The sequence below is a fragment of the Lentzea alba genome (assembly GCF_047445655.1).
Taxonomy (GTDB): domain Bacteria; phylum Actinomycetota; class Actinomycetes; order Mycobacteriales; family Pseudonocardiaceae; genus Lentzea; species Lentzea alba_A.
In genome coordinates this window covers 46,905-70,551 of record NZ_JAJAEG010000043.1, presented here as the reverse complement: position 1 = coordinate 70,551, position 23,647 = coordinate 46,905, and the positions used below count along the sequence as shown (strand labels likewise).

Annotated in this window: 28 protein-coding genes and 1 tRNA gene; 8 read left to right on the top strand and 21 right to left on the bottom strand. The window is 68.4% G+C overall.

The window, feature by feature from the left end; all coding sequences use genetic code 11:
* The first annotated feature begins 27 nt into the window (after window positions 1-27).
* Complete coding sequence (locus LFM09_RS44520; protein WP_414102680.1) at window positions 28-150, top strand: hypothetical protein; 123 nt, start codon at window positions 28-30, stop codon at window positions 148-150.
* A 74-nt stretch (window positions 151-224) separates the two neighbouring features.
* On the opposite strand, the gene rsmI is transcribed toward LFM09_RS44520, so the two are convergent.
* Complete coding sequence (rsmI, locus tag LFM09_RS44515) at window positions 225-1,070, bottom strand: 16S rRNA (cytidine(1402)-2'-O)-methyltransferase (RefSeq protein ID WP_414102679.1); 846 nt, start codon at window positions 1,068-1,070, stop codon at window positions 225-227.
* Window positions 1,071-1,094: 24 nt separating this feature from the next.
* Between rsmI and LFM09_RS44510 the strand changes: the two genes are divergently transcribed.
* Both LFM09_RS44510 and LFM09_RS44505 read left to right on the top strand, forming a co-directional pair.
* Window positions 1,095-2,633 carry a dolichyl-phosphate-mannose--protein mannosyltransferase gene (locus tag LFM09_RS44510; RefSeq protein ID WP_414102678.1) on the top strand — a complete coding sequence of 513 codons (1,539 nt, stop codon included), beginning with the start codon at window positions 1,095-1,097 and terminating at the stop codon, window positions 2,631-2,633.
* A gap of 89 nt (window positions 2,634-2,722) precedes the next feature.
* Window positions 2,723-4,840: an acyltransferase family protein gene (locus LFM09_RS44505; protein WP_414102677.1), complete on the top strand. Its 2,118-nt coding sequence runs from the start codon at window positions 2,723-2,725 to the stop codon at window positions 4,838-4,840.
* Here LFM09_RS44505 and LFM09_RS44500 read toward each other — a convergent pair.
* On the bottom strand, window positions 4,837-5,499 hold the full coding sequence (locus tag LFM09_RS44500; RefSeq protein ID WP_414102676.1) for a hypothetical protein: 663 nt from the start codon (window positions 5,497-5,499) through the stop codon (window positions 4,837-4,839). The two genes, LFM09_RS44505 and LFM09_RS44500, sit on opposite strands and share 4 nt — an antisense overlap.
* Window positions 5,489-6,010: an RNA polymerase sigma factor gene (locus LFM09_RS44495; RefSeq protein ID WP_414102675.1), complete on the bottom strand. Its 522-nt coding sequence runs from the start codon at window positions 6,008-6,010 to the stop codon at window positions 5,489-5,491. The genes LFM09_RS44500 and LFM09_RS44495 overlap by 11 nt, the downstream gene beginning before the upstream one ends.
* Before the next feature lie 64 nt (window positions 6,011-6,074).
* Here LFM09_RS44495 and LFM09_RS44490 point away from each other — a divergent pair, with 64 nt between their 5' ends.
* Window positions 6,075-6,686 (top strand): hypothetical protein, encoded by a 612-nt coding sequence (locus tag LFM09_RS44490; RefSeq protein WP_414102674.1) that lies wholly within the window; start codon window positions 6,075-6,077, stop codon window positions 6,684-6,686.
* A 143-nt stretch (window positions 6,687-6,829) separates the two neighbouring features.
* Here LFM09_RS44490 and LFM09_RS44485 read toward each other — a convergent pair whose 3' ends face one another.
* The 15 genes from LFM09_RS44485 to LFM09_RS44415 all read right to left on the bottom strand — a co-directional run bounded on the left by LFM09_RS44485 (window position 6,830) and on the right by LFM09_RS44415 (window position 18,936).
* A complete protein-coding gene (locus LFM09_RS44485) occupies window positions 6,830-8,767 on the bottom strand; it encodes a serine/threonine-protein kinase (RefSeq protein WP_414102673.1) in 1,938 nt (645 codons plus the stop codon).
* Window positions 8,768-8,953: 186 nt separating this feature from the next.
* Window positions 8,954-9,463, bottom strand: a complete 510-nt coding sequence (locus LFM09_RS44480) for a hypothetical protein (RefSeq protein WP_414102672.1) — start codon at window positions 9,461-9,463, stop codon at window positions 8,954-8,956.
* Window positions 9,460-9,723, bottom strand: a complete 264-nt coding sequence (locus LFM09_RS44475) for a type VII secretion target (RefSeq protein WP_414102671.1) — start codon at window positions 9,721-9,723, stop codon at window positions 9,460-9,462. The genes LFM09_RS44480 and LFM09_RS44475 overlap by 4 nt, the downstream gene beginning before the upstream one ends.
* 46 nt (window positions 9,724-9,769) lie before the next feature.
* On the bottom strand, window positions 9,770-10,609 hold the full coding sequence (locus tag LFM09_RS44470) for a hypothetical protein (RefSeq protein WP_414102670.1): 840 nt from the start codon (window positions 10,607-10,609) through the stop codon (window positions 9,770-9,772).
* Between the two features lie 20 nt (window positions 10,610-10,629).
* A complete protein-coding gene (locus tag LFM09_RS44465) occupies window positions 10,630-11,184 on the bottom strand; it encodes a hypothetical protein (RefSeq protein ID WP_414102669.1) in 555 nt (184 codons plus the stop codon).
* Window positions 11,185-11,226: 42 nt separating this feature from the next.
* Entirely contained in the window at window positions 11,227-13,005 is a 1,779-nt protein-coding gene (locus LFM09_RS44460; protein WP_414102668.1) for a peroxidase family protein, read from the bottom strand.
* Between the two features lie 53 nt (window positions 13,006-13,058).
* Window positions 13,059-13,397, bottom strand: a complete 339-nt coding sequence (locus tag LFM09_RS44455) for a DUF4383 domain-containing protein (RefSeq protein WP_414102667.1) — start codon at window positions 13,395-13,397, stop codon at window positions 13,059-13,061.
* Window positions 13,394-13,744 (bottom strand): hypothetical protein, encoded by a 351-nt coding sequence (locus tag LFM09_RS44450; RefSeq protein WP_414102666.1) that lies wholly within the window; start codon window positions 13,742-13,744, stop codon window positions 13,394-13,396. The genes LFM09_RS44455 and LFM09_RS44450 overlap by 4 nt, the downstream gene beginning before the upstream one ends.
* Window positions 13,745-13,820: 76 nt before the next feature.
* Window positions 13,821-14,198 carry a cupin domain-containing protein gene (locus LFM09_RS44445; RefSeq protein ID WP_414102665.1) on the bottom strand — a complete coding sequence of 126 codons (378 nt, stop codon included), beginning with the start codon at window positions 14,196-14,198 and terminating at the stop codon, window positions 13,821-13,823.
* A 123-nt stretch (window positions 14,199-14,321) separates the two neighbouring features.
* Complete coding sequence (locus LFM09_RS44440) at window positions 14,322-15,026, bottom strand: hypothetical protein (RefSeq protein ID WP_414102664.1); 705 nt, start codon at window positions 15,024-15,026, stop codon at window positions 14,322-14,324.
* 117 nt (window positions 15,027-15,143) lie between these two features.
* Window positions 15,144-15,216 (bottom strand) — tRNA-Ala (locus LFM09_RS44435).
* A gap of 58 nt (window positions 15,217-15,274) precedes the next feature.
* The gene (glpR, locus tag LFM09_RS44430) at window positions 15,275-16,006 is read right to left on the bottom strand and encodes a gephyrin-like molybdotransferase receptor GlpR (RefSeq protein WP_414102663.1); all 732 of its coding nucleotides are present in this window, start codon (window positions 16,004-16,006) and stop codon (window positions 15,275-15,277) included.
* 155 nt (window positions 16,007-16,161) lie between these two features.
* Window positions 16,162-16,815, bottom strand: coding sequence for a GNAT family N-acetyltransferase (locus LFM09_RS44425; RefSeq protein ID WP_414102662.1), 654 nt, complete (start codon window positions 16,813-16,815; stop codon window positions 16,162-16,164).
* Window positions 16,812-18,035 (bottom strand): gephyrin-like molybdotransferase Glp, encoded by a 1,224-nt coding sequence (glp, locus tag LFM09_RS44420; protein ID WP_414102661.1) that lies wholly within the window; start codon window positions 18,033-18,035, stop codon window positions 16,812-16,814. The genes LFM09_RS44425 and glp overlap by 4 nt, the downstream gene beginning before the upstream one ends.
* A 16-nt stretch (window positions 18,036-18,051) precedes the next feature.
* Window positions 18,052-18,936, bottom strand: a complete 885-nt coding sequence (locus tag LFM09_RS44415; RefSeq protein ID WP_414102660.1) for a UTP--glucose-1-phosphate uridylyltransferase — start codon at window positions 18,934-18,936, stop codon at window positions 18,052-18,054.
* A 38-nt stretch (window positions 18,937-18,974) separates the two neighbouring features.
* On the opposite strand from LFM09_RS44415, the gene LFM09_RS44410 reads away from it, so the two are divergent.
* The 4 genes from LFM09_RS44410 (at window position 18,975) to mscL (ending at window position 20,991) form a co-directional block, all read left to right on the top strand.
* Window positions 18,975-19,541: a 5-formyltetrahydrofolate cyclo-ligase gene (locus tag LFM09_RS44410; RefSeq protein ID WP_414102659.1), complete on the top strand. Its 567-nt coding sequence runs from the start codon at window positions 18,975-18,977 to the stop codon at window positions 19,539-19,541.
* Between the two features lie 94 nt (window positions 19,542-19,635).
* On the top strand, window positions 19,636-19,932 hold the full coding sequence (locus tag LFM09_RS44405; protein WP_414102658.1) for an FmdB family zinc ribbon protein: 297 nt from the start codon (window positions 19,636-19,638) through the stop codon (window positions 19,930-19,932).
* Between the two features lie 70 nt (window positions 19,933-20,002).
* Complete coding sequence (locus tag LFM09_RS44400; protein WP_414102657.1) at window positions 20,003-20,557, top strand: SAF domain-containing protein; 555 nt, start codon at window positions 20,003-20,005, stop codon at window positions 20,555-20,557.
* Window positions 20,557-20,991 carry a large conductance mechanosensitive channel protein MscL gene (gene mscL / locus LFM09_RS44395; RefSeq protein ID WP_414102656.1) on the top strand — a complete coding sequence of 145 codons (435 nt, stop codon included), beginning with the start codon at window positions 20,557-20,559 and terminating at the stop codon, window positions 20,989-20,991. Before LFM09_RS44400 ends, mscL begins: the two co-directional genes overlap by 1 nt.
* Before the next feature lie 501 nt (window positions 20,992-21,492).
* On the opposite strand, the gene LFM09_RS44390 is transcribed toward mscL, so the two are convergent.
* Genes LFM09_RS44390 through LFM09_RS44380 form a run of 3 tightly spaced genes read right to left on the bottom strand, consistent with a single transcriptional unit; the run spans window position 21,493 to window position 23,569 of the window.
* The gene (locus LFM09_RS44390) at window positions 21,493-21,993 is read right to left on the bottom strand and encodes a molybdenum cofactor biosynthesis protein B (protein WP_045311897.1); all 501 of its coding nucleotides are present in this window, start codon (window positions 21,991-21,993) and stop codon (window positions 21,493-21,495) included.
* A 5-nt stretch (window positions 21,994-21,998) separates the two neighbouring features.
* Window positions 21,999-22,898, bottom strand: a complete 900-nt coding sequence (locus LFM09_RS44385; RefSeq protein ID WP_414102655.1) for a sensor histidine kinase — start codon at window positions 22,896-22,898, stop codon at window positions 21,999-22,001.
* Complete coding sequence (locus tag LFM09_RS44380) at window positions 22,883-23,569, bottom strand: response regulator transcription factor (protein ID WP_414102654.1); 687 nt, start codon at window positions 23,567-23,569, stop codon at window positions 22,883-22,885. The genes LFM09_RS44385 and LFM09_RS44380 overlap by 16 nt, the downstream gene beginning before the upstream one ends.
* Window positions 23,570-23,647: the final 78 nt, after the last annotated feature.

Below are 23,647 nucleotides of genomic sequence, written 5' to 3'. Positions count from 1 at the left end.
TCTCGGATCAACCCGCTGGCGCACGTCGTGGACGCCGAGCGGTCGATCTTCAACCCCGGCTCGATGATGCTCGGCCTGATCTCCGTGTCGGCGTTGGTGCTGGTCGGCGTGTTCTACGGCGTGCGCACGTTCAACCGCGAGTCCGCCTGACGCCCGCCGGAAATGCCATGAGGGTGACCTTCATGGACCTGAGGTCCATGAAGGTCACCCTCATGGCAGCTGGGTCAGCTTGATTTGATCGCCGCGTCGTACAGGGCCTTCTTGCTGACGCCGGCCGCCTCCGCCACCTCGGCGGCGGCCGACTTCATCCGTTCCCCGTCGGCGACGCGTTGCCTGACCTCGGCCACCAGCGTGTCGATGTCCGGCGTGTCCTGGACCGGCGCCGGACCGAGCACCACGGTGATCTCGCCGCGTGCGCCTTCCACGGCCCACGCGGCGAGTTCTGCCAATGACCCGCGCACGACCTCTTCGTACTTCTTGGTGAGCTCGCGGCACACAGCAGCGGCACGATCCGGCCCGAGCACCTCGACCGCGTCCGCGAGCGTGTCCGCGAGCCGGTGCGGCGCCTCGAAGAAGACCACCGTGCGCTGTTCCGTGGCCAAAGGTGCGAGCCAGCGCTTGCGCTCACCGGACTTGCGCGGCGGGAAGCCGTCGAACGCGAACCTGTCGCTGGGCAGGCCGGACACGGCGAGAGCGGTCGTCACGGCGGAGGGGCCGGGCAGGCAGGTGACCTTCAGGTCCTGCTCGACGCACGCGGCCACGAGCCGGTAACCGGGATCGGACACGGACGGCATCCCGGCGTCGGTCACGAGCAGCACGGTCTCGCCGTTCTGCAGCGACTCGATCAGCCCCGGCAGCCGGGCGGTCTCGACCTGGTCGTAGAAGCTGATCACCCTTCCGGACGGTTTGACCTGCAGCGCGTTGGCCAGACTGTGCAACCGCCGGGTGTCCTCCGCGGCGATCACGTCCGCTGTCTCCAGCGCCTCGACCAGGCGCGGAGAAGCGTCGCGAATGTCCCCGAGAGGGGTGGCGGCCAGGACCAGACGGCCGGAACCGGATACAGGACTCACACCGTTCACCCTACGATCGGCGTCGTGACAGTCCTCGTGCAGCCAGGAGAGGCGCCCGTCGTCGTCGAAGAGCCGCGCACGGATCGTGCGGTTTCGCTCGACCCGCCTCCGTCCGGAGACCGCATGCGCGGGTGGCTCGTCACCATCACCGTGACGCTGATCGGCGCTGTCGTCCGGTTCTGGAACCTCGGGTTCCCGACGGACAAGGGCACGCCGATCTTCGACGAGAAGCACTACGTGCCGCAGTCGGCACAGGTGCTGCGCAACGGCGGCTACGAGGACAACCCCGGCTACGAGCTGATCGTCCACCCGCCGCTCGCCAAGCAGCTGATGGCGTTCGGGCAGGACCTCTTCGGCTACGACGGCCTCGGCTGGCGGTTCGCCTCCGCGCTGGCCGGTGCGATCACGATCCTGCTGATCGTCCGGATCGCCCGCCGGCTGACCCGCTCGGACCTGCTCGGCGCGCTGGCCGGTGTGCTGCTCATCGCGGACGGCGTCTCGCACGTCCAGTCGCGGATGGGCATGCTCGACATCTTCCTGGCGTTGTTCGTCGTCGCCGCGTTCGGCTGTCTCGTCGTCGACCGCGAACAAGTGCGCGAACGACTCGCGGTGGCCGTGCGCGAGGGCTTCATCAACAACTCGCCGTTCGGGCCGTGGCTGGGCTTCCGCTGGTGGCGCTTCGGTGCGGGCGTGATGCTCGGTATGGCGTGCGGCATCAAGTGGTCGGGCATCTGGTACATCGCCGCGTTCGGCCTGCTCACGGTCGTGTGGAGCGCGCTGGCGCGGCGGGCGGCCGGTGTCGAGGAGCCGTGGCTGGGCTCGATCGTGAAGGACGTCCTGCCGTCGCTGGGCGGCCTGGTCGCGATCCCCGTGCTGGTGTACCTCGTGACCTGGTTCCCGTGGATGGCCAGCGAGACCGGCATCGACCGGCACGTCGTCGGCGGCAAGGTCAAGGACGTCGCGTACATCCCGGACGTCCTGCAGTCGCTTTGGTACAACGCGAAGAACGTCTACAAGTTCCACGTCGAGCTGGTCACCTCGGACACCAACCGGCACCCGTGGGAGTCGAAGCCGTGGACGTGGCCGATGGGCCTGCGTCCGATGCTCTACTACTACGAGAGCAGCGCCGTGGGCTGCGGCGCCGCGTCGTGCCTCGGCGCGATCATGCTGATCGGCACCCCCGCGATGTGGTGGCTGGCGTTCCCGGTGATCGGCTGGGCGGTCTGGCGCTCGATCGGCCGGATGGACTGGCGCTACGCCGGCGTGCTCGTCGCGTACATGGCGGGCCTGCTGCCGTGGTTCCTCAACCTCGACCGGCAGATGTACTTCTTCTACGTCACACCCATGGCGCCGTTCCTGGTGTTGATGATCGTGCTGGCGCTGGGCGAGATCCTGGGTCGCAGCACCGCCGGATCGGAACGCCGCGGTACCGGACTGCTGGTCGTGGCCCTGTACGTGGGCATCGTGGTGGCGAACTTCGTGTGGCTGTGGCCGATCTTGAACGGCAATCCGATCACGCCGGAGATGTGGCAACAACAGCTCTGGTTGCCCAGCTGGCGGTGATCCCCGTGTTGCGGAGAATTCTCACAACGCCTTTCCCACCTGGGACAATGAGTTAAGATCCTCCCTCGAAAAGGGGGATCCACAGCCGCATGACCACCACCGTTCAGTCACGCCCCGAGCAGGACAGCCGCCCGCCCGGCAGGGGCAGGCGGCCGTCGTCGCCGGGCTTCCGGACGGACGTGCAGGCGCTGCGGGCGATCGCGGTGCTCGCCGTGGTGGTGAACCATTTCTGGCCGAACGTGATGACGGGCGGCTACGTCGGTGTCGACGTCTTCTTCGTCATCTCCGGCTTCCTGATCACCTCACACCTCGACCGCGAGATCGTGCGCACGGGCAAGGTGCGGCTGGGCATGTTCTACGCCCGCCGCATCCGCCGGTTGCTGCCGGCGGCGTTCCTCGTGCTGATCGTCAGCATCGTGGCGGCGTGGTTCCTGCTGCCGTACCCGCGCTGGGAAGCCAACGCGTGGGAGTCGTTCGCCGCCGCGTTCTACTGGGAGAACTGGCTGCTCGCGGCCAAGTCGGTGAACTACTCGGCGCAGAACGAGGCGGCGAGCCTGGTCCAGCACTACTGGTCGCTGTCGGTGGAGGAGCAGTTCTACCTGTTCTGGCCGCTGCTGCTGATCGCGCTGGTCAAGATCGGCGGCCGGAAGTTCCTCATGCCCGGCGTCGCGGTGCTGGGCGTGCTGTCGCTGGCGTTCAGCGTCTACTACACGATCGTTTCGCCGAGCGAGGCGTACTTCATCACCCCGGTCCGGGTGTGGGAGTTCGCGATCGGTGCCGCTGTCGCGCTGGCCGCGTCGAAGCTCGTGCTGCCCCGGGTGGGCGCCGAGGTGGCGGCCGGTCTCGGCTTCGTGATGATCCTGGTGGCCGCGTTCGTCTACGGCCACGAGACGCCGTTCCCCGGCTACCTCGCGCTGCTGCCCACGCTCGGCACGGCCCTGGTGATCGTCTCCGGCTTGCGTCCTGGGCGTCAGTTCCACACGGTCGTGACGGCTTCTGCGCCCGTGCAGTTCATCGGCAACATCAGCTACTCGCTCTACCTGTGGCACTGGCCGGTCGTGCTGCTCGGGCCGTTCGCTCTGAGTGGCGCTCTGGACGCGGGCAAGCTGACCACGCCGTGGCTGCTCTGGTTGCTGGGCCTGTCTTTCGCGCTCGCGTGGCTCACCAAGATGTACGTCGAGGACCGCGGGCGCACGTGGCCGCTGCTGGCCCGCAACACCAGGGCGACGTTCACCGCCATGATCATCGGCCTGTTCGTCGTCGAGGTGCTCGCGGGCGGACTGCAGTGGAGCTACAACCGCCACGCCGCCACCGCCGAGGCGAACGCCGCCGCGCAGGGCACCAACCCGTGCAACGGCGCCGGGGCGATGGTCCCGGAGAACAAGTGCGCCGAGCCGTTCGGTCCGGCTCCCGTCGTCGCGATGGGGCCCGCGAACGAGTACTGGCAGGTCCCGCAGACCTGCACCTGGCTCTCCAAGGAGAACATGGCCGGGGACCGGCCGACGACGCGCATCTGCGACTACAGCGGCGGTGACGCGTCGGCGACGAACGTCTGGCTGATCGGCGACTCGCACTCCGAGCAGTGGATCCCGCCGATGCTCGACCTGGCCCGCGAACGCAAGTGGAAGATCAACATTGCGTCGCTGGGCGGCTGCCCGTTCGCGGACGTCGAGTTCGTCGGCTACCGCGGCAAGGGTTCCGACACCGAGGTCAAGCGCTGCACGGACTGGACCGCGAAGATGACGGACGTGATCGCCAAGGACAAGCCGGCGATGGTGTTCACGTCGTTCTTCGCCCGCAAGGAAGCCATCGACGACGGCAGCGGCCGCAGCCAGACCGACCAGTACCGCGACGGTCTCGAACCGCGCTGGAAGAAGTGGACCGACGCCGGCGCTCGCGTGATCGTGATGGCCGACCCGCCGCTGAACCGCGACGCGCGCTCGACCGACTGCGTGACGCTGAACCCCACGGCACCGCTGGAGTGCGCGGTCGATCGTGGCGAGGCTCAGCCGTTGGATCCGCTGACCGAGGTCGCGAAGTCGACGAAGAACCCGAAGGTGTCGTTGATCGACCTGACGGACTACTTCTGCGACTCGAAGCTCTGCTACGCGGTGATCGGCAACGTGGTCGTCTACTACGACGGTGACCACATGAACAAGGACTACAGCCGGACTTTGACGCCGATGATCGCTCGCGCGATCGGTTAGCTCTCGCTGATCTTCAGGGCTCGTTCCTTGGTCAGGTCGCCTTCGAGTCGCATGGTGACCTGATCCCGTTGCCAGACCAGGGTTTGGCCGGCGGTGCCGTGCGGACCCGCGTTGCGCCACTCGCCGTTGCGGTCGATGTAGAAGATCCGGTGCGGGGACGGGATCCAGACCTTGTCGCCGACCTGCTCGACGCCCTCGCCGTGGATGAGCTTGCCGATCGCGGACCGGATGGTGCCGTCGAACTGGTCGAGCCTCAGGTTCCCGTAGTGCAGCGTGACGAACCGTCCTTCGTGGACGGTGATCTTGTCGGGTTGCCCGAGTTCCTTCGGCAGATGGATTTCGAACGGCATCTGCTTCCGTGCTTCGTCGAGCGAGACCTCCTGGCTGGGCAGCGGAGGCGCGACATTCTGCGGGGCTTCGGTGCGGAACTCGACGCCGGCGAACTCCAGAAGGTTCTGGACGCCCGCCCGCACCGCCGGGGACACCGCGAAGGCGATGGCGAAAGCTGTTAGCGCTCCAATTAGTGCCTGCAACCAACGGTTCTTGCGGCGCGGGGCGTTGATCCGGGTCAGGACCGCTGCCGTGATGTCCGGCGGTTCCGGCACGTGGATGCGCTCGTTGAGGTCGCGGAGGGCGGCCTCCAGCTGCTTATCGATCATGGGCCACCTCCTCCAGCATCGGGCGCAGCTTGGCCAGCGCGCGGGACAGCCGCGACTTCACGGTTCCCTTGGCCAGGTTGAGGGTCTGCGCGGTCTCGGCCTCGCTCAGGTCCAGCAGGTACCGGCACGTGACGACCTGCCGGTCGTGCTCCGGCAGGCTCTGCACGGCCTTCAGGAGCTTCGCGCGGGAGTCGTCGACCAGCGTGCCGGGGTCGTCGTGGTCGACGGTCTCGGTGATGGTGGCGAGCTTGAGCTCCATCAGGTTGCGCCGCCGTCTGCCGCGGTGCAGGTTCTTGGTCTCGTTGGCGACGATCTTCAACAGCCAGGGCTTGAAGTCGGCGTCCTTCCTGAAGGTGTCGAGCTTCCGGTACGCCTTCACGAACGCCTCCTGCACCACGTCGCCGGCGTCCGCACCCGCCCCGAGCAGGTACGCCGTCCGGTGCGCGAGCGCGGTGTACCGGGCGACCAGCTCGCCATAAGCAGCCTGGTCACCTGCGATCGCCCGTGCCACCGCGTCGTCCGTGATGCCCTTCCTACACCGGGAACCACGACTTGGTTCCCGGTGTATTCGCGTCATGAGAATTCTGGCCTTGATATGCGCTTTCCTGCTGATCAGCGCGCCATCTGCGGTGGCAGGCGGGTGGGCTGTCACGTACCTCGACCCGGTGTCGGCGGTCGAGCCGGTCCGCGCCCACACCGTCGGCTACTGGGTGCTGCAGCACGGCACCCACCCGTTCGTCGGCGGCGATCTCGGCAAGACCGGCCTGCACTTCAAGTCCGACACCGGATACGAGCGGACGTTCGTGGGCGTCTCGCTCGGCGAGCCCGCGCACTACGCCGTGACGTTCGCCCTCCCGGAGGGCAAATACCAGGTGTTCGGCGTGCAGGGGATGTTCCAGGAACACCCGCTGGGCACGCTGGCCGTGCCGGGCACGTTCCTGATCAAGCCACCGGACTCCGACAAGGTGGCCTTCGGTTCCGACGGGACCTGGCCGTGGAAGGAGATCGCGCCGCCGATCAAGAAACTCGCGGGCATCCCGTCGGCGTCGCCCGCACCTGCTGCCGCTGTCTCGGAGGAGCCTGCTGACGAGCCGGCGCCGGTGTGGCTCGTCGGGCTCGTGGTGACCGGCGCGGCAGGGTTGTTCGTGCTGCTGCGCAAGCGGTTGCGGCCTGCTGCGCGAGGGTGAAGTGGTGAGGCGATCGGCGGAAACCGCCTCACCACCCCTCGCGAGGCATCACGTGAGATGCCGAAGCTTCCGGGTGAACCACGGCTTAGGTCGTTGAACGGTGAATCACCGTTACGGCCGAACCGAACGTTCACCCGGATCGCCTACATCGGCATGTGCTTCGTGGGAGGCGGCGTCGGCTTGCTGATGACCCGCGTGACCGGGCCCTCCTTGCTCATCCCCTGCTGGTCGAGGAAGCCGGACAGCTGCCCGCGCACCTGAGCCAGCGTCGGCCGCCGACCCGGTTCCGGGTCCATCGCGGCCAGCAGCAGCCGCGCGTGGGCGCTGTTCTGCGGCAGCTTGGTGATCGGTTCGCCCTGGGCCGCGGCCATCAGCGACGAGATCGGGTTCTCCCGCGAGCCGCGCGGCGGGTGGCCGGTCAGCGCGTAGGAGACCGTCGCGGCCAGCTGCCACGAGTCGGACGCCGGGGAGGCTGCCTCGCCGCGCGCCGTTTCCGGGGCGAGGAAGTCCGGGGTGCCGACCATCATGCCGGTGGCGGTGAGGGTGCTGTCGCCCTTGGAGCGGGCGATGCCGAAGTCGATCAGGTGGGCGGTGCCCTGGCCGTCGACGATCACGTTGGACGGCTTCACGTCGCGGTGCAGGACACCGCGGTCGTGGGCGGCGGCCAGCGCGTCGGCCATGTTCAGCCACAGGCGGGCGGCGAGCTTGTCGTCGATCAGGCCGTTCTTCAACACCGTCTCGGACAGCGAGGCGCCCTCGATGTACTCCATGACGAGGGCCAGGCCGTCCGGGTCCTGGACGATGTCGAACACCCGCACGCAGTTCGGGTGGCGGACCGCGGCCAGCGCGCGGGCCTCGCGGAGCATGCGGGCCTCGGTGTCGTTGTCCGGGGCGTGCGCGAGCTTCACGGCGACCGTGCGGTCGAGCTGCTCGTCGACGGCCAGCCAGACCGTGCCGAAGCCGCCGGCGCCGAGCTGCCGGACGCGGCGGAACCGCCCGTTGCCGGGGTTCCAGACCTTGCCCGACTTCTGCACCGGCGCGGGCGCGTCGGCGTTCGCGGCACCCGGACCGAACGGCAGCGGACCCGGCGTGTCGGCGAGAACCGCGGGCTGGGACGGCTGGGACGGCTGCGGAGGCTTGGGTTGCGGCAGGACGTCGGCCACGCGCGTCGGCGGGTACTGCTTCTGCGGCGGCGGGGGCGGCGGCTGGTTCACCGGGCGCATCGGCCGGTTCATCGGCGCCGGTTGGTACTTCGGCACCTGCGCCGGCTGGTACGGCGGCGGCTGCTGCTGAGCAGCCGTGATCGGCTTGGTCGGTGCCTTCTTCTGGGGCACCTGCGGCTGCTGCTGCGGGTTGCGCGCCACCGGCTGCGGTGGTGGCGGGTTCTGCGAGTTCCGGTCCTGGGACCGGTCGCGGCCGGGGCGGTTGAGCATGGCGGTAGTCAACCCGAAAATCCGCACGACGATTGAGCCGATTACCGCAATTGGCAGAAAGCCCAGCAGCACATGGCCCACCAGTGTCACGGGGAGTGCCGAAGTGGCTGCGAGCAGCACCAGGAACGGCGGCCAGAACACGCGGCGCGGCCAGTTCGGCCCGAGCCGGAACGCCGAGCCGGCCTGCAGCATCACGAACAGCAAGCAGAGCAACGCGAGCACGACGGTGATGACGGCGGCGACCAGGAACACGGGCTGGTCCATCGGCTGCCGGATCACGCCGACGATCGACGGCGTCCCGTCCACCAGATAGTCACCCTGCTGCAGCTGACCGAAACAGGTGGATCCGTCGAGCGAGCCGGAACCGGCGATCGTCCGCCGCTGCAGCCCCTTGACCGTGCCGCGCATGATCAGCCACGGCAGCACCAGGCAACTGGCGACACCGAGCACGGCGAACACAGCACCCGTCACCGCGCCGTAGGAGTTGCCGACGATCCGTCGCACGGCGATGGCCAGCAACGCCGCGATCGTGGGGAACAACCCGAGCACCGCGCCGAGCGCCGTGGTGGTCCACACCCAGTCTCCGGGGCAGACACTCGCGCCCACGAAGCCGTGCAGCCACGTGAGCAAGGACTCCGCGAGCCCCACGACTCACACCACCCCTTCCGAGATCACCCCCAGCCTAGGCGCCCTGTCAGCCTACGGTGCGTGATTGGTCTGCGGTTGACGCCACAGCAACCTCTAACATGATCACTGCGTTGTACCTCCGTCCCTACACGCGTTTCGTGGTCGTTTCGTTCACTACAACGCTTATCGGCACAACGCTGTTGAACGTCAGCCGTGACGCTGCCAATGCGGATAGCGAGCGGCGATCAAAGGTGTCGTCAGCAAGCTCTCGTGGTGCGGCAACGTCATGAAGTCCGCCACAGGCCGACGCCGCGGAACGGCCGCCACTGCCCGTTCAGGCAGCTCGGACCGGACCTGGCGCAGCTCCTCCGCCGCTCGGTCGACCGCGCGGACCGCGATCCGTTCCTCGTCGGCGAGCTGCTGCCAGAACCGATCGGCCTGGGTGCCGTCACCGTGCTGGAGAAGGCCCCGGACCTCGTCGTGCGTGTACAGGTAGGTCTTCACCGCGGCGTGGGCGCTGTCGAACGCGTCGGAGACGTCCAGCCAGCGCATCCGGGCCCGGTGCCGGTACTCGTCGAACGCCGTGCTCGCGGCACCCGTCCACGCCGGCGCGGTCGCCTTGGCATGTGCGAACGCCACGGACACGCACTCGTCGCGCATCCGCTTCAGCCACTCCTGGACGTTCCGGAGGGAGTGGAAGTCGCTGGAGAAGCTCACGCCGGGAAGGAGTCCACCTCTTCGTAGTGCCGGGCGGTGTCGACCAGCCTGGTCGCCGCCTCGTCGACGTCGCGCGTCAGCACGCCTGTCGCGTGCTCTGCGGCATCCCGGAACCGGGACAGGGCGGCGAACAGCTCGCCGTGGGAAGGATCGGCAGACCCGTCCGGATGACGAACCAGCTCGGTGACGTCCTCGGCCGCGCGGCGCAGCGGCGGGGCGAGTGCGCGCAGCTCAGCGGTGTCGACGGTGAACCCGTTCACGGCACCTCCCGCTGGGAAAGTTTGGTGTGGAACGGTACAGGGCGACTCAGCCGGTCAGCACGCGGATATCGGCCGCGGAGACGAACACCGTCTCGCCGACCGGAGCACCCGCGTCGACCACAACCCCCACTTCGAGTGGGCGTACGAGCGGCAGCAGCTCGGCACCCTCGACTTCGAGCCACCGGCCTTCCCAGGGAAGACCTCGGAGTTCGCGGTAAGCCATGAGCCGGTCGAGACCCGTGAACGCGAGCACCGACTTCTCGCGCCCGTGCACGTCCGTGGCGACCAGGCCCGGCCGCCCGGGATCCGGCAGGCAGACGGTGGTGTTGAGCAGTTCGGCGACGACCCTGGGATCACCGGCCCGCGCGAGTTCCCGGAACCGCGGTTCCCGCACGGCGGGTTTGGGGAACATCGGCTGCCCGTGCAGCAGGTGCTTCAACGCCAGCGCGGACTCCGGCACACCGGGATCGACCACGAAGCGCTGCATGCTCCTCATGGCCAGCGGGATGTCGGCCTTGGTGGCGCCGGGCAGCACGACGGGAATCACCCGCCGGTCGAACGCCTCGCGCTCGTGCACGAGCAACTCGAGCAGGAGCCTGCACTCGAACTCGGCGCCGGGGCTCTGCGGGTTGTTCTGGGAGAACGCCAGCTTCCAGCCCGGTGACACCGCGGCCACGATCCGGTCCGCCTCCTCGATGCGCCGCTGGCACAACGCGGACCACACAACGGGCTCGTGCTGGTAGTACAGGTCGACATCACCGTCCACACCGAGGTGACGGTTCAGCAGATCGGTGAACCCGAGCACGGTTTGCCGCCACGCCTGTGTGCGCGAAGCGTCCCAACCGGGGCTGGTGTGTGCCCACACCACGAAGACGTCGGGACGCATCGGCGCATCATGCCGCACGTTCAGCCGTCGTAGACCGCGTGGTCCGACTGCACCCGCGAGCTGCCCTCCCCCGCTGAGCCACCGGTGGTCTGCGCGGCCGGATCGACGGGCACCGGCAGCTCGCCGAGGCCCGCGAGGAACTCCACGGTCCACAGGTGCCGCGCAGAAGGGTTCTTCTCCGTGACGGAGTCGCCGAAGCCGTAGGTGGCCATGCGGGCGTCTGACGGGCCGTACATCTCGACGGTGATCTGCGAGCCGAGCAGTCCCTTCGCTCCGGGTGCGCAGGCCAGTTCGAGGCGGGCGCGGACCCATTGCGGCACCGGGGCGGGGTCGGGTTCCAGCTCGGCGGACACCGCGGTGCACGCCAGACCGTGGGCGCGGGCCACGAAAATCGCCCGGAACACGACGAGCTCACCGGCCGTGCAGCCGGTGAGTACGCGCGCTTCTACAGCGGTCTCCGTGGTGGAGACGACAGGACGGGCGGCCGCGCACCTCGCGGACGGGGTCGCGGTCGAGGCCGCGGCTCCGCCGGAAGTGACGGCCACGAGTAATAACGCGGCGGCCACAGTTCTCACGTTGAGAAAGTTATTGCGGGCCGCCGCGTTCCTCACCGAACTTCACCCCACAGATGGGTGAGCGCGGAACACGTCGTGCGCCAGGTCGCCGCGGCGGATGTCGGTGTTGGCCGCGATGACGTCGCCGAGGGTGCGGCGGTGGTCGATGCCGTAGCGGGCCTTGATGATCCGCAGCGCCGGGTCGTTGGCGTGGAAGAAGCGATCGCCGTCGCGGAGTGCCTCGAACTGCCTCTTCCAGATGGCGTGCTGGAGCTCGCCGAACTCGCTGCCGGGCAGGCGCGGCTCGGCCATCATGCCGACGACGGCGTCGAGGCCGGCGATGTCACCGTAGATCGCTTTGAGGCGCGCGGCCGTGGTGGTGCGGCGGACACCGGGCCTCACGTAGTCGAGGCTGTCCGGGTCGTTGATCTCGTCGCCTGGCGTGAGTTCCGGGTCTGCCGGGAACTCCTGCGTCGCCTCGCCGGTGATCGCGCGGAACGAGGGCTTCGGCGCGAGTCCGTAGGCGCGGCGCAGGTCGTTGTAGGCGGCGATGCCGTGGTCGCGGCCGCGTTCGACGTCGAGCGCGGACACGTCGATCACCGCGGTGAGACAGCGCGGCTGGCAGCCGGGGATCAGGAAGATGATGCTGCGCAACGTGTCCTCGTCGACGACCTCGTCGTTGCGGTTCTCCGGCTGGAGGCCGAAGCTCTGCAGCAGCGGGCCGATCTGCACCTCGTCGACCAGGTCCGGGTTGAACGGCAGCAGCCGCGGTAGGATCTGGATCTCGACCTTGTCGCCGTGAGGCGTGACGGTCATTCCCCTGGCGCGCAACGTCTCCAACTGCTGCGGCGTGTACCGGGAGGCGTTCGTCACGACCTTGAAGTCGCCGCGCACCATGCTGTGCGAGCGGTAGCCGACGGTCGCGAACTCGTTGGCCAGACTGGTTCGCACGTCCGGCCGGTAGCCGCGGTACGGGGCGAGCCGCACGCCCATCGCGGGCAGGAACTCGTGGTAGGTGATCCACTGCTGCTCGGCACTCACGACCTTGCGCGCGATCTGGAACTTCTCCTCGTCGGACAGGCTCTTCGGCAACCGGTCCACGATCCTGTTGTGCTCACGGGCGAACAGCGTCTGCACCGCGGTGATCGTCGCGTTCTCGTTGGCGCGCATGTCTCCTGCGACGACACCGGTGCCGGTGGTGATCGCCCCGAACGGCCCGGTCATGACCGGTGCGTCCGATCCGTCACCGCCGCGCGCCTGGCGCCTCGGCAGCATGTTGCCCGGCATCAACAACTTCGCGCCGTCCCGCAGCCAGTTGAGCCGCTCCTGCGTGCCGCCGTAAACCGCCCAACCGTCGAGGTACGAGCTGACGATGTTCTTCTGCTCGTACGTGCCTTCGACAACACCGCTGCGCCGCATGGGAATCGAGCCGAGGTCGTTGCGCACGGTCTCCAGCGGCGCCGCGTTGTCCCACGGGATCGAGGAGTCCGTCGCGGTGTCCTCGCGCAGCCCGAAGGTGTGGTCCACGAACTGCGCCCACACCTGCGCCCACTGGCTGACATCGCGTTCCGACAGGAAGTTCTGCCTGCCGTCCGCGAAGATCCGGTTGCTGACGTACCGCGCGTTCGGCCCGGCGACCGGTTGGCCTGTGCCGTCCGCGTACCGCGCGGGAGCGATCCGGGAGTACGCCTCGCCGACCGTTCCCCACTCGGGATGGGCGCGGTTGTTGCCGCGCCCGTCGAGACTCTGGACTTCGAAGATCGGTGTCTCCGCCTGCGCCGTCCCACCGCCGAGCAGCGTTGCGATCGCTAGTAGTGCCACTGACTTGCGCAAAACTCGCATGGCACCAAATGATGCCGACGTGAGGATTGCGCGCCACTACCCCGAACGGGTTGTCAGCGGGAGACCTGTCGGGATCGGGAAAGAAGCCCTGCGAGGAAGACCGTCGATCCCAGCACGACGTGGAACAAGTGGTCACCGGTCAACAGGTGCAGCGGGCCAACGTGCAGCTCCCCCAACACCAATCCGACGCCCCCGAGCGCCAGGTACGCGCCACCGAACGCCACCGCGAACGTCCGCGCCCACCCGGTGAACCCGAACCCCAGCGCCGCGAGCCCGGACACGAGGTGCACGGTGTTGTGCGCGAAGTCCGCGCTGTCACCGGCAACGAACGTCACGATCCCCGCGGCCGTGAAGAGCACGCCGAGCACGCGGCACGTCCAGACCGCGATCATCGCCGCACCAGCGCGGCCACACCCGCCACCATCGCGACCACGACAGCGACCATCTGCACCCACAGTCCGATCGAGCCGCCCAGCGACTCGGATTCCGTGAGCCTGCCGGCATCCCCGCTCGCGAACAGCCCCACGACGAGGAAGAGCCCCGCCACCACGACGAGCGCGGACGTCCAGCGCCACCGTCCGAAGTAGACGAACGCGGCCGGCACCAGCTGGATGAAGAGAACTGGCGGCACCGTCGGAAAGTCGACGCCCGCCACGATCTGGACCACCACACCGGCGGTCGCGATCACCAGGGCCCAGACCGCAACCTGGGCCGCTCCGGACAACTCGGTCTTCGTCATGCCACGAAGACTTCTCCGGAAGGCGGCCCAGGTCGTCAGCCGCGGCAGGTATCCGCGCTACGCAGCTCGACGTACTTCAGTGGTCGTGATCGTGGTCGTGCTCCGGCGCAAACGGTTGGTAGATGTAGAACATCGTGCACGGCTCGTCGCCCGCAACGGTCTCGTGGTCCACGCCGGGCGGCACGAACGCGTACGACCCCGGCCCGGCCTCAACACCACCGATGCTGACCGTGCCGCTGATGACCCACGTGTGCTGCGTGGCCGACGGGTGGTTGTGGCCGACATCGCGCGCGCCCGGCGCCATCTGGATCAGCCCGACGATCGTGTCACCGTTGGGAGACTTCCAGAGGAGCTTGTTCTGCAGCCGTTCGTCGCCGTGCAGCGGAAACGACTTCAACTGCGCGAGTGCCTCCGGCGGGATGACGGTGACTCTGTCGGGCGACGATTCGGTCATGTGGGCTGCCTCTCAACTTGCCGGCGGATGCGGGAAGGCTACCGGGGAAGACGTGCCCACTCTCGGGCCGTCGAAGTCGTATCGGCACAGGCCAGCCCGGTGTTATCGAAGACGCCGTTCAGCTCAGCCGCACGTGGTGTCGCCGTTGAACAGCATGAACGTGTCCAGCTTGCCGCCGACGAAGCTGAAGCCCAGCACGAAACCCGGCTGATCGGGCACCGGCACCTCGAACGTCTTGTCGTCCTTGCCCACGACGTTCGGGTGAGCCGCCTTGAGCTGGTCGACCGTGGCGCCCTTGCCGATGTTCTTGGACGTCGTGGCGCCCGGCGGCGGCAGGATCATCCGGATCTTGTCCCCGGCGAACATCACGCCGCCGTTGGCCTCACGTGCCTCCGCCCGCTTCACGATGCGGTCCGTGGACTGGACGGTGAGCTGGACGACCTTGTTGCTCGCCTCCGCGGAGGCCGCGAGCCGCTCGGCCGACGCGGCGTACTCCGCTGCGCCCGCGTTCGGTCCCGGCTCGGGTCCGATCGCGGCCTTCGCAGCGTCCGCCTCCTTCTGCGCGGCGGCGATCTTCTGCTCGAGCTCCTCGTCCGCGGCGAGCTCCTTCGGGTCCGGTGCCGGTGCGCCCTGGTACCGGTAGTCCTCGCACGTGCCCGTCTTGCCCGCACCGGTCGCGGCGAGCTCACCCGTGGCGAGCGCGTCCTGCCTGGACATGCCGGGCTTCAGCTTCCCGAAACCCGTGACGTCGAAGTACTTCTCCTGCGTGGATGCTTGCTGCTGCTGCGTTCCGGACGAGCAGCTGACGGCCGCGAAGGCCGCCACCACGACGAATACCGTTCTGAATCCCCCAGAGATGTTCACCCGCACAAGGTATCCGACGTCCACAACGGACATACACGAAAAAAGCCGGTGGTCGCAATGACCACCGGCTTACTTCTTACGTGGAGCTGAGGGGAATCGAACCCCTGACCTTCTCGATGCGAACGAGACGCGCTACCAACTGTGCTACAGCCCCTTGCGGTGTTACGAGAGAACTATAGCAGGGGTGATGGGGGTGTTTTCACCACCCCCACCTACGCCCCGACAGCACCTCGGTACCGCAGCGACTCCAGTCCGTCTAACTCGACGAACACCGGGTCCTCGTCGTCGGAGTCGACCGGGATGGTCCCCGGCCGCACGTAGTGCTCGTAGCGCGGCAACGGCGGCAGCGCCGGCTTCTCGTCGACGACCTCGACCTCGGTGGTCTCGGCCATCTCCACCGCCGACGGGCCCGCGGGCGCGGGAACCGAAGGGGCGGAAGGAGTCTCCGCGACCTGGGGCTGCGGAGCCGTGGCACGCCGGCGACGCACCTGCTGCAGGCGCGCGAGCCGGCGGGCGCGGATCTCCTCCTCGATCCGCACCTGGCGGCGCAGGTAGGTCAGGTAGCCCACGAGCAGGATGTCGACACCCGCGTGGCCGTACCAGAGCACCGGGTAGAACACGCCGGCGACCACACCCGTCGCGACGGCGGCGACCAGCAGGAACGCCACGACTCTGCGGCGGAACGCGTACTTGGCCTGCGCCACCAGTGCGGCGGTCTCCGGGTCGTAGCCACCGCGGCCGCGCCGGAACGGGCGTTCGACGTACTCCTCCTCGTCGAAGTAGTCGTCGTCGATGTCGTGGATGTCGTCGTACTCGGCGTCGGGCATGGCGTCGTACTCCTCCCCCACGCTGCGCGCACTCTCCTGGCGCTTGCGGGCCATCATGGGAACGAGGACCACCAGCCACGCCACGACCAGCGCAACGATGATCAGCGAACTCGGCATTCCCCGTTCACCTCCCCCGGCCCACGCGTGGTGCTGTCACCACGCTAGTCACAACAGTCACACCAGTGTCGGAGGCTCGCCGAACTCGGTGCGTACCAAAGTGTGGTGTATCACCCACTTTTGGGTGAAGCGATTAGAACAAACGGACGCAAACGTCAGGGAAGACGGGCGTCTCCGCGTGCGACCAAACGGCGCACTAGGCCATCCGAGACCTCTTCGACGGTGAGCGCGAAGCAGAGGTGGTCGCGCCACTGGCCGGCTACATCCAGATAACGCTTGAAGAGACCTTCCTCGCGATAGCCGGATTTCGTGAGCACGCGGATCGAGGCGGCGTTCTCCGGCCGAACGGTGGCCTCCAGGCGGTGCAGACCAGCGTCGCGGAAGGCGTGATCGGTGAGCAACGCCACGGCCGCCGTTGCGACGCCGCCGCCCGCCCGATCAGCGGCCACCCAGTAGCCGATCCAGGCAGAGCGCAACGAGCCGCGCACGATGTTGCCGACGGTGATCTGACCAGCGACCTCGCCGTCGACCAAGATCATCAACGGGATGGTGGTGCCGCGCCGGGCCATCGCCCGCAGCGACGACCACTGGGCGGGCCAGGACAGCGTCGCGTTGCGCTCGTCCCAGCCCTCCTGAGCGGTGGGTTCCCACCGCTCCAGGTACTCGCGGTCGCGGATCCGCAGCCGCGACCACTTCGAGCCGTCGAAGAGCCGGGGACCGCGCAGCTCGACGGTTCCCGCGCGCACCTGGAGAGGCCCCAGCCGGACCGGCCAGCCGGGGTGCCTACCGAGATCGGCGAAAACGCTCATCCACGTTGCGCTAGGAAGCTGACCAGCACCTCTTCGCCGACGGAGACCTCGGTGACGTCCTCGTCGATCATGATCAGGCAGTTGGCCTCGGCCAGTGACGCGAGCAGGTGCGCCCCGGACGTGCCGAGCGGCTGCACCAGGTACTCGCCGTTGTCCGCGTCGCGCAGCAGCTGGCCGCGCAGGAAGCCGCGGCGGCCCTTCGTCGACTGCAGCGGCGACAGCAGGCGCGCGCTGACGGCACGGCGGTACGGGTTCTTCTTGCCGAGCGCAGCCCTGATCAGCGGCCGGACCAGCACCTCGAACACGACCAGCGCGCTCATGGGGTTCGCCGGCAGCAGGAACGTCGCCACGGCGTCCGGACCGAGCCGCCCGAAGCCCTGCGCGGAGCCGGGGTGCATGGCGATGCGGGTGACGTCCATGTCGCCGAGGTCGGCGAGCGCGGCCCGCACCTCGTCGCCGGTCGCGCCGCCCACGCCACCGGCGATGACGACGATCTCGGAGAGCAGCAGTCGCCCCTCGACGACCTCGCGCAGCCTGCGCGGATCGGCGGACATGATGCCCACCCTGCTGACCTCGGCCCCTGCGTCACGCGCGGCGGCGGCCAGCGCGTACGAGTTCACGTCGTAGACCTGCCCCTGACCGGGCGTGCGGTCGACGTCGACGAGCTCCTCACCGAGCGAGATCACCGAGACGCGCGGACGCGGGTGGACGAGCACCTTGTTGCGCCCGACAGCGGCCAGCAGACCCACCTGAGCAGCACCGATGGACGCACCACGGCGAACGGCGACGTCACCGGTCTGCACGTCCTCACCGGTGCGGCGGACGAACCCGGCTGACGGCACGCTGCGGTTGACCGTGACCTTGGCGTGGTGGCCGTCGGTGTAGCCGAGCGGCACGACCGCGTCCGCCAGCGTCGGCAGCGGCGCACCGGTCGCGACCCGGACCGCCTGGCCGGGCTGCAGCCGGCGCGGCTGCCGTGAGCCGGCCGGGATCTCGCCCACGACCGGCAGCTGCACCGGGTTGGCGTTCGCACCGGACACGTCGACGCTGCGCACCGCGTAGCCGTCGACGGCGGCCTGGTCGAAGCCGGGCAACGCGCGTTCCGCCACGACCTCCTCGGCGCAGAGCAGGCCCTGCGACTCGGAGATCGCCACCCGCACGGGCGCGGGCCGCACCGCGGCCGCGATCACCCGAGCGAGCTGCTCGTCAACTGACCTCATGTGTTGGTCCTCGCGCTCAGGAGTTGTCGAGGCGTTCCCGCAACCACTCGCGCAGATCGGGTCCGTACTCCGGGGTCTTGAGTGCGAAGTCAACCGCAGCCCGCAGGAATCCGGCGGGATTGCCGAGATCGTGTCGCCCGCCGCGGTGCACCACGACGTGCACGGGGTGACCTTCCGCGATCAGCAGCGCGATGGCGTCGGTCAGCTGCAGCTCACCACCCGCACCAGGGGTGATGCGCTTCAACGCGTCGAAAATCGCGCGGTCGAGCAGGTACCGCCCGGCCGCGGCGAACGTCGACGGCGCGTCCTCGGGCTTCGGCTTCTCGACCATGCCGACGACCTGCTTGACGTCGTCGTTGCCGGTGTCGCGAACGTCGAACACGCCGTAAGCCGAGATCTGCTCACGCGGGATGTCGAACGCCAGCAGAACGCTGCCGCCCTTCTCCTCGCGAACCTTCGCCATCTTCTTGAGCGCGTCGGTGGGCAGGATGATGTCGTCCGGCAACAGCACCGCGACGGCCTCGTCATCACCGGTCAGGTTGCCCTCGGCGCAGCCGACCGCGTGACCGAGCCCCAGAGCCTCCTTCTGGATCGCGGTCTCGGCCTTGATCAGCTTCGGCGCCCGCTGGATCTTCTCGACCAGGTCGGCCTTGCCGCGCGCGGCCAGCGACTCTTCAAGCTCGGGGTTGGGGTCGAAGTAGTCGGCGACCGACGCCTTGGTCGGCGAGGTCACGATGACCAGCTTCGTCGCGCCCGCCTCCGCCGCCTCCCTGGCCACGTACTCGATGGCAGGGGTGTCGACCAGCGGCAGCAACTCCTTCGGCACGGCCTTGGTCGTGGGGAGGAAACGGGTGCCCAAACCGGCCGCGGGCACGATAGCGGTGTGGAAGGCGCTGCTCATGGGCAGCGATGCTAACGACATACCGAGGGATACCCACCATGACGTCCGATCTTCGTGACCGGAAGGCCACGCTGCGTTCACGGTTGCTGGCCGCGCGCCGTGCGGTTTCCGCAGAGGACCGCGCTCTGGAAGCCGCAGCGCTGGCGGCACACGTGGCCGCGCTGGACGTTCGTCCTGATCAGACGGTGTGCGCCTTCCTCCCGGTCGGCTCGGAGCCCGGCGACGCGTCGTGGCTGGACGGCCTGCGCTGCCGCGTGCTGCTACCGATCGTGACGGGCGACTCGCCACTCGACTGGGCCGTCCACACCGGAGCCTCCGACCTGACCCCCGCCGCCTTCCGCTTGCTCGAACCCACCGGCCCCCGGCTCGGCGCCTCGGCGATCGCTGGAGCCTCACTGGTGCTGGTGCCCGCGCTGGCGGTGTCGGTCTCCGGGGTGCGGCTGGGGAAGGGCAAGGGCCACTACGACCGGTCGTTGTCGCTGGTCAAAGCCCCGCTGGTGGCCGTGGTGCGCGATTCCGAGGTGCTCGAAGACGTCCCGTCCGAGCCCCACGACGTGCGAATGAACGGCGTTCTGACCCCCTCGGTGGGCCTGCGATGGCTGTGACTTTGACCTGGGGTGTTTGCACTTCGGGAAGGATCTGAGCGAAAATCGTGTTGGCACTCACACGAGCCGAGTGCCAGATCTAGGAGCGAACCCAGTGCCTACGTACCAGTACGCCTGCACCGCGTGTGAGCACCGGTTCGAGGCTGTGCAGTCGTTCAGCGACGCCTCCCTCACCGAGTGCCCCGAGTGCTCGGGCAAGCTGCGCAAGCTCTTCGGCGCCGTCGGTGTCGTCTTCAAGGGCAGCGGTTTCTACCGCACGGACAGCCGCTCGGGCGCGTCCAAGAGCACGTCGTCCTCCACGACGACGTCCACGCCCGCGACGACGTCCTCTTCGTCGTCCTCCTCGGACTCGAAGCCTTCGACGAGCGCTCCGGCGGCCGCAGCCAGCTGAAGATCGCGAGTTGTCCACAACTTGCGGCTGAGCCCCTTTTGACATGCCCCGGCGGTCCTACCGTCGGGGCATGACTCTTTCCGGCACCCACCTCGACCGCCTCCGCACCCTCCTCCGCCGCCGCCCTTCCGCCGCATGGCGCCGTTTCCTGGCCCTGGCACTGGCTTTGCTAGCCGCGTCCACGACCTTCTGGCCCGACGTAGGCCATCCCGCCGTAGTCGCCTCCCGCGACCTACCGGCCGGAGTCCCGCTGGACGCCGCCGACATCCGCGTGGTGTCCCTGCCCGCACCCGTGTCGGGCGCGTTCACGGGCACCGACGACGTGGTGGGCCGAACGTTGACCAGCCCGGCCCGCTCAGGCGTCCCGCTAACAGACTTCGATCTCTCTTCCGGCGCCTCAGATCTAGCCTCCGTTGCCGTCCGGCTGGCTGACCAGGGCCTGGCGGACTCCATGCGAGTGGGCAGCCGCGTAGACGTGGTGTCCGCCACCGCCGAGGTCCTCGCCGAGGACGCCTCCGTCCGCGAGACACGCGGGCAAGTCGTTGTCCTGACGTTGCCGAGACGCAACGCAACTCGCGTGGCCGCAGCGTCACTCGATCATGCCTTAGCCGTTACTCTCCGCTGATGCTGAAGGGTTTCAAGGACTTCCTGATGCGCGGAAACGTCATCGACCTGGCCGTGGCCGTGGTCATCGGCGCCGCGTTCGGATCGATCGTCACCGCGTTCACCTCGAGCATCATCAACCCGCTAGTGGCGCTGTTCGGCGGCAACAACGTCGAGGGCTTCACGTACCAACTCCTAGACGCCAACAACAAGACGAAGATGGACTTCGGTGCGCTCATCACCGCGTTCATCAACTTCGCGATCGTCGCAGCCGTCGTGTACTTCGTCTTCGTGCTCCCGATGAACAAGATCAAGGAACGCCGCAAGAAGGGCGAGGAGCCGGGCCCGTCCGAGCCCACGGACGTAGAACTGCTGATCCAGATCCGCGACCTGCTGGCCTCACAGCAGAACCAGCCGCCGCAGCAGTCAACCGACGTGCGCGGCCCAAAGATCTAGCAGCACAACACGAACAGCACCCCCGGCCGCCACAGTCAGAGTGCGCGGCCGGGGTACCGGTCCCAACGCGATGGCGATGCCGCAGGCGAGCCGCCCCGATGGCGAAGCCGAGGCATGCTTTTCCGTGTGGTCCGCTACGCAACAGCAAGCCGTCCAAAGCAGCAGGTGTGCCATCAACCCGCCCGCGGCGCTGGCCCCCTGATCAGATTGGCAGGGGGTCTGGGGACAGAGCCCCCAGGGGAAGCACGCAAGGTGAACTCGCCGCCCGCAAGGCGACCACCCGCCAGGCCGCGGATCGCCTCAACCTCCGTGATGCGGCGGCCGATTCTCCCGATACCAAGCCTCAGAACCCACCCCAGAGTCCCCAGAGCCCCCACGCTCATCCGAGGTCGTCTCAGGCAGAACATCCCCAAAAACCTCAGCCAACCGACGACGACGCTTCAAAGCAGCGTCGTCGTCAGCCGACCGAGCATCATCGCTCTTCTTCGTCACGCTTCTTGGTCACTCTTCGTCAAGACCACTCAACTGCTCGATCACATACGGCACCAACGCCGAAAGAGTCGCCATCCCATCGCGAACAGCCGACCGAGACCCGGCCAAGTTCACGACAAGCGTGCTCCCCGACACCCCGACAAGCCCACGCGAGATCCCGGCATCAACCGCACCAGCGGCCAGCCCAGACGCACGCAGCGCCTCAGCAATGCCGTGGATCGGCCGGTCGAGCACACCCTGCGTGGCGTCGGGCGTGACGTCGCGCGGGGACACACCAGTGCCGCCGACGGTCACCACGAGGTCGACGCCGCCGATGACGGCCGTGTTGAGCGCGGCCCGGATGTCGACCACCTCACCCTCGACCGCGACGGTGCCGTCGACGATGAAGCCGGCTTCTTCGAGCAGTTCGGTGACGAGAGGTCCGGAGTTGTCGTCCTGCTCGCCGTGCGCCACCCGGTCGTCCACGATCACGACCAAAGCGCGGCCAAGGCGCTGCGCGCTGCGTTCCATACCGATCACCGTAGCGGGAGTCTGACTTCGAAGCGGCAGCCAGGACCGTGGTTCTGCGCACCGATCTGGCCGTCGTGCGCGTCGACCAGGCCACGCGCGATCGCGAGCCCCAGTCCGGCGCCCGCCGGATTGCGCGCGGACGAACCGCGGAACCCCACGTCGAACACCTGGGGCAGCACGTCAGGAGCTATGCCACCGCACTCGTCGTCCACCCGCACCACCGCGTCGCCTCCGTCCACATCGACCTGGACGGCCACCGTGCCGCCTTCCGGTGTGTGGCGGATGGCGTTGGACACAAGGTTTCGAACAACACGCATCAGTTCCGGATCTGACCCGCGCACCACCGGCCACTCGCGAGCGTCGGCGCGCAGCCGCACGCCCTTGCGCTGGGCGACGGGGCGGGACGCTGCGACCACGTCGCTCACGACGTCGGCCAGCCGCACGTCGTGCAGCGTCAGGTTCAGCGCGCCCGCGGTGATCCGCGAGAGCTGGAACAGGTCGTCCACCAGTTTCGACAGGTGGTCGGCCTCCAAGGCGATCTGCTTGGCGTAGACGGCGACCTCGCCCGGCTCCGAGACGACCCCGTCCTCCAGAGCCTCGGTCATCGCCCGAATACCCGCCAGCGGAGTCCGCAGATCGTGGCTGATCCACGCCACCAGCTGCCGCCGCGCCGCCTCTGCCTCACGCTCCCACATGGTCCGCTGCGCGATCGCCCGGCCGAGCATGATCGAGAACGGCACGGTGACAACGGCGACCACGGCGCACGCCGTCAAAGCGGCGTTGAGCATCGGCGTGAACATGAACTTGCTGACCACGAGCACGCCACCGATGGTCGCGACCACCGGCACGATGACCATGACGGTCATCACGGTGGTCAGCGAGACGCGGCTCAGTCGATCGAACATGGGTCATACCTGTATCCGACGCCCCAGACAGTGCTCAGCCGGCGTGGCTTGGCCGGGTCCTCCTCGATCTTCTCCCGCAACCGTCGCACGTGGACGGTCACGGTCGACTGGTCGCCGAACTGCCAGCCCCAGACCCGCTCCAGCAGCTCGGCCCGTCCGAACGCCTTGCCCGCGTTGCCGATGAAGAACGCCAGCAGGTCGAACTCGCGAGTGGTCAGCTGCAGCGGCATCCCGTCCAGCGTCGCCGTGTGCGCGGCCACGTCGAGCACCAGACCACCGTCTCGCACCGTTCGCGGCTCGTAGGCCCGGTTGGCCCGCCGCAGCACCGACGACACGCGCAACGCCAGCTCGCGCGGGCTGAACGGCTTCGTCACGTAGTCGTCCGCGCCGATCTGCAGCCCGGCGATGCGGTCCTCCTCCTCGCCGAGCGCCGTCAGCATCACCACGGGCGTGCTGCCGCGCTCGCGAATCCGCCGGCACACCTCCAGCCCGTCGATGCCGGGCAGCATCAGGTCCAGCACCACGATGTCCGGCTCGTGCGCGGCCATCGACCGCAACGCCTGCTCACCGTCCCCGGCGAGCTCTACCTCGTACCCGGCGTGTTCGAGGTACCGGCGCACCACGTCCCGCACCGTCGTGTCGTCATCGACGACCAGCACGCGTTCCACCACACCTCAACGCTAAGCCACGGCGGCGCACCCGGCCCGAACCGTAAGAAAACGAAAAGAGACCGGCCCTGTGTGCGGGGC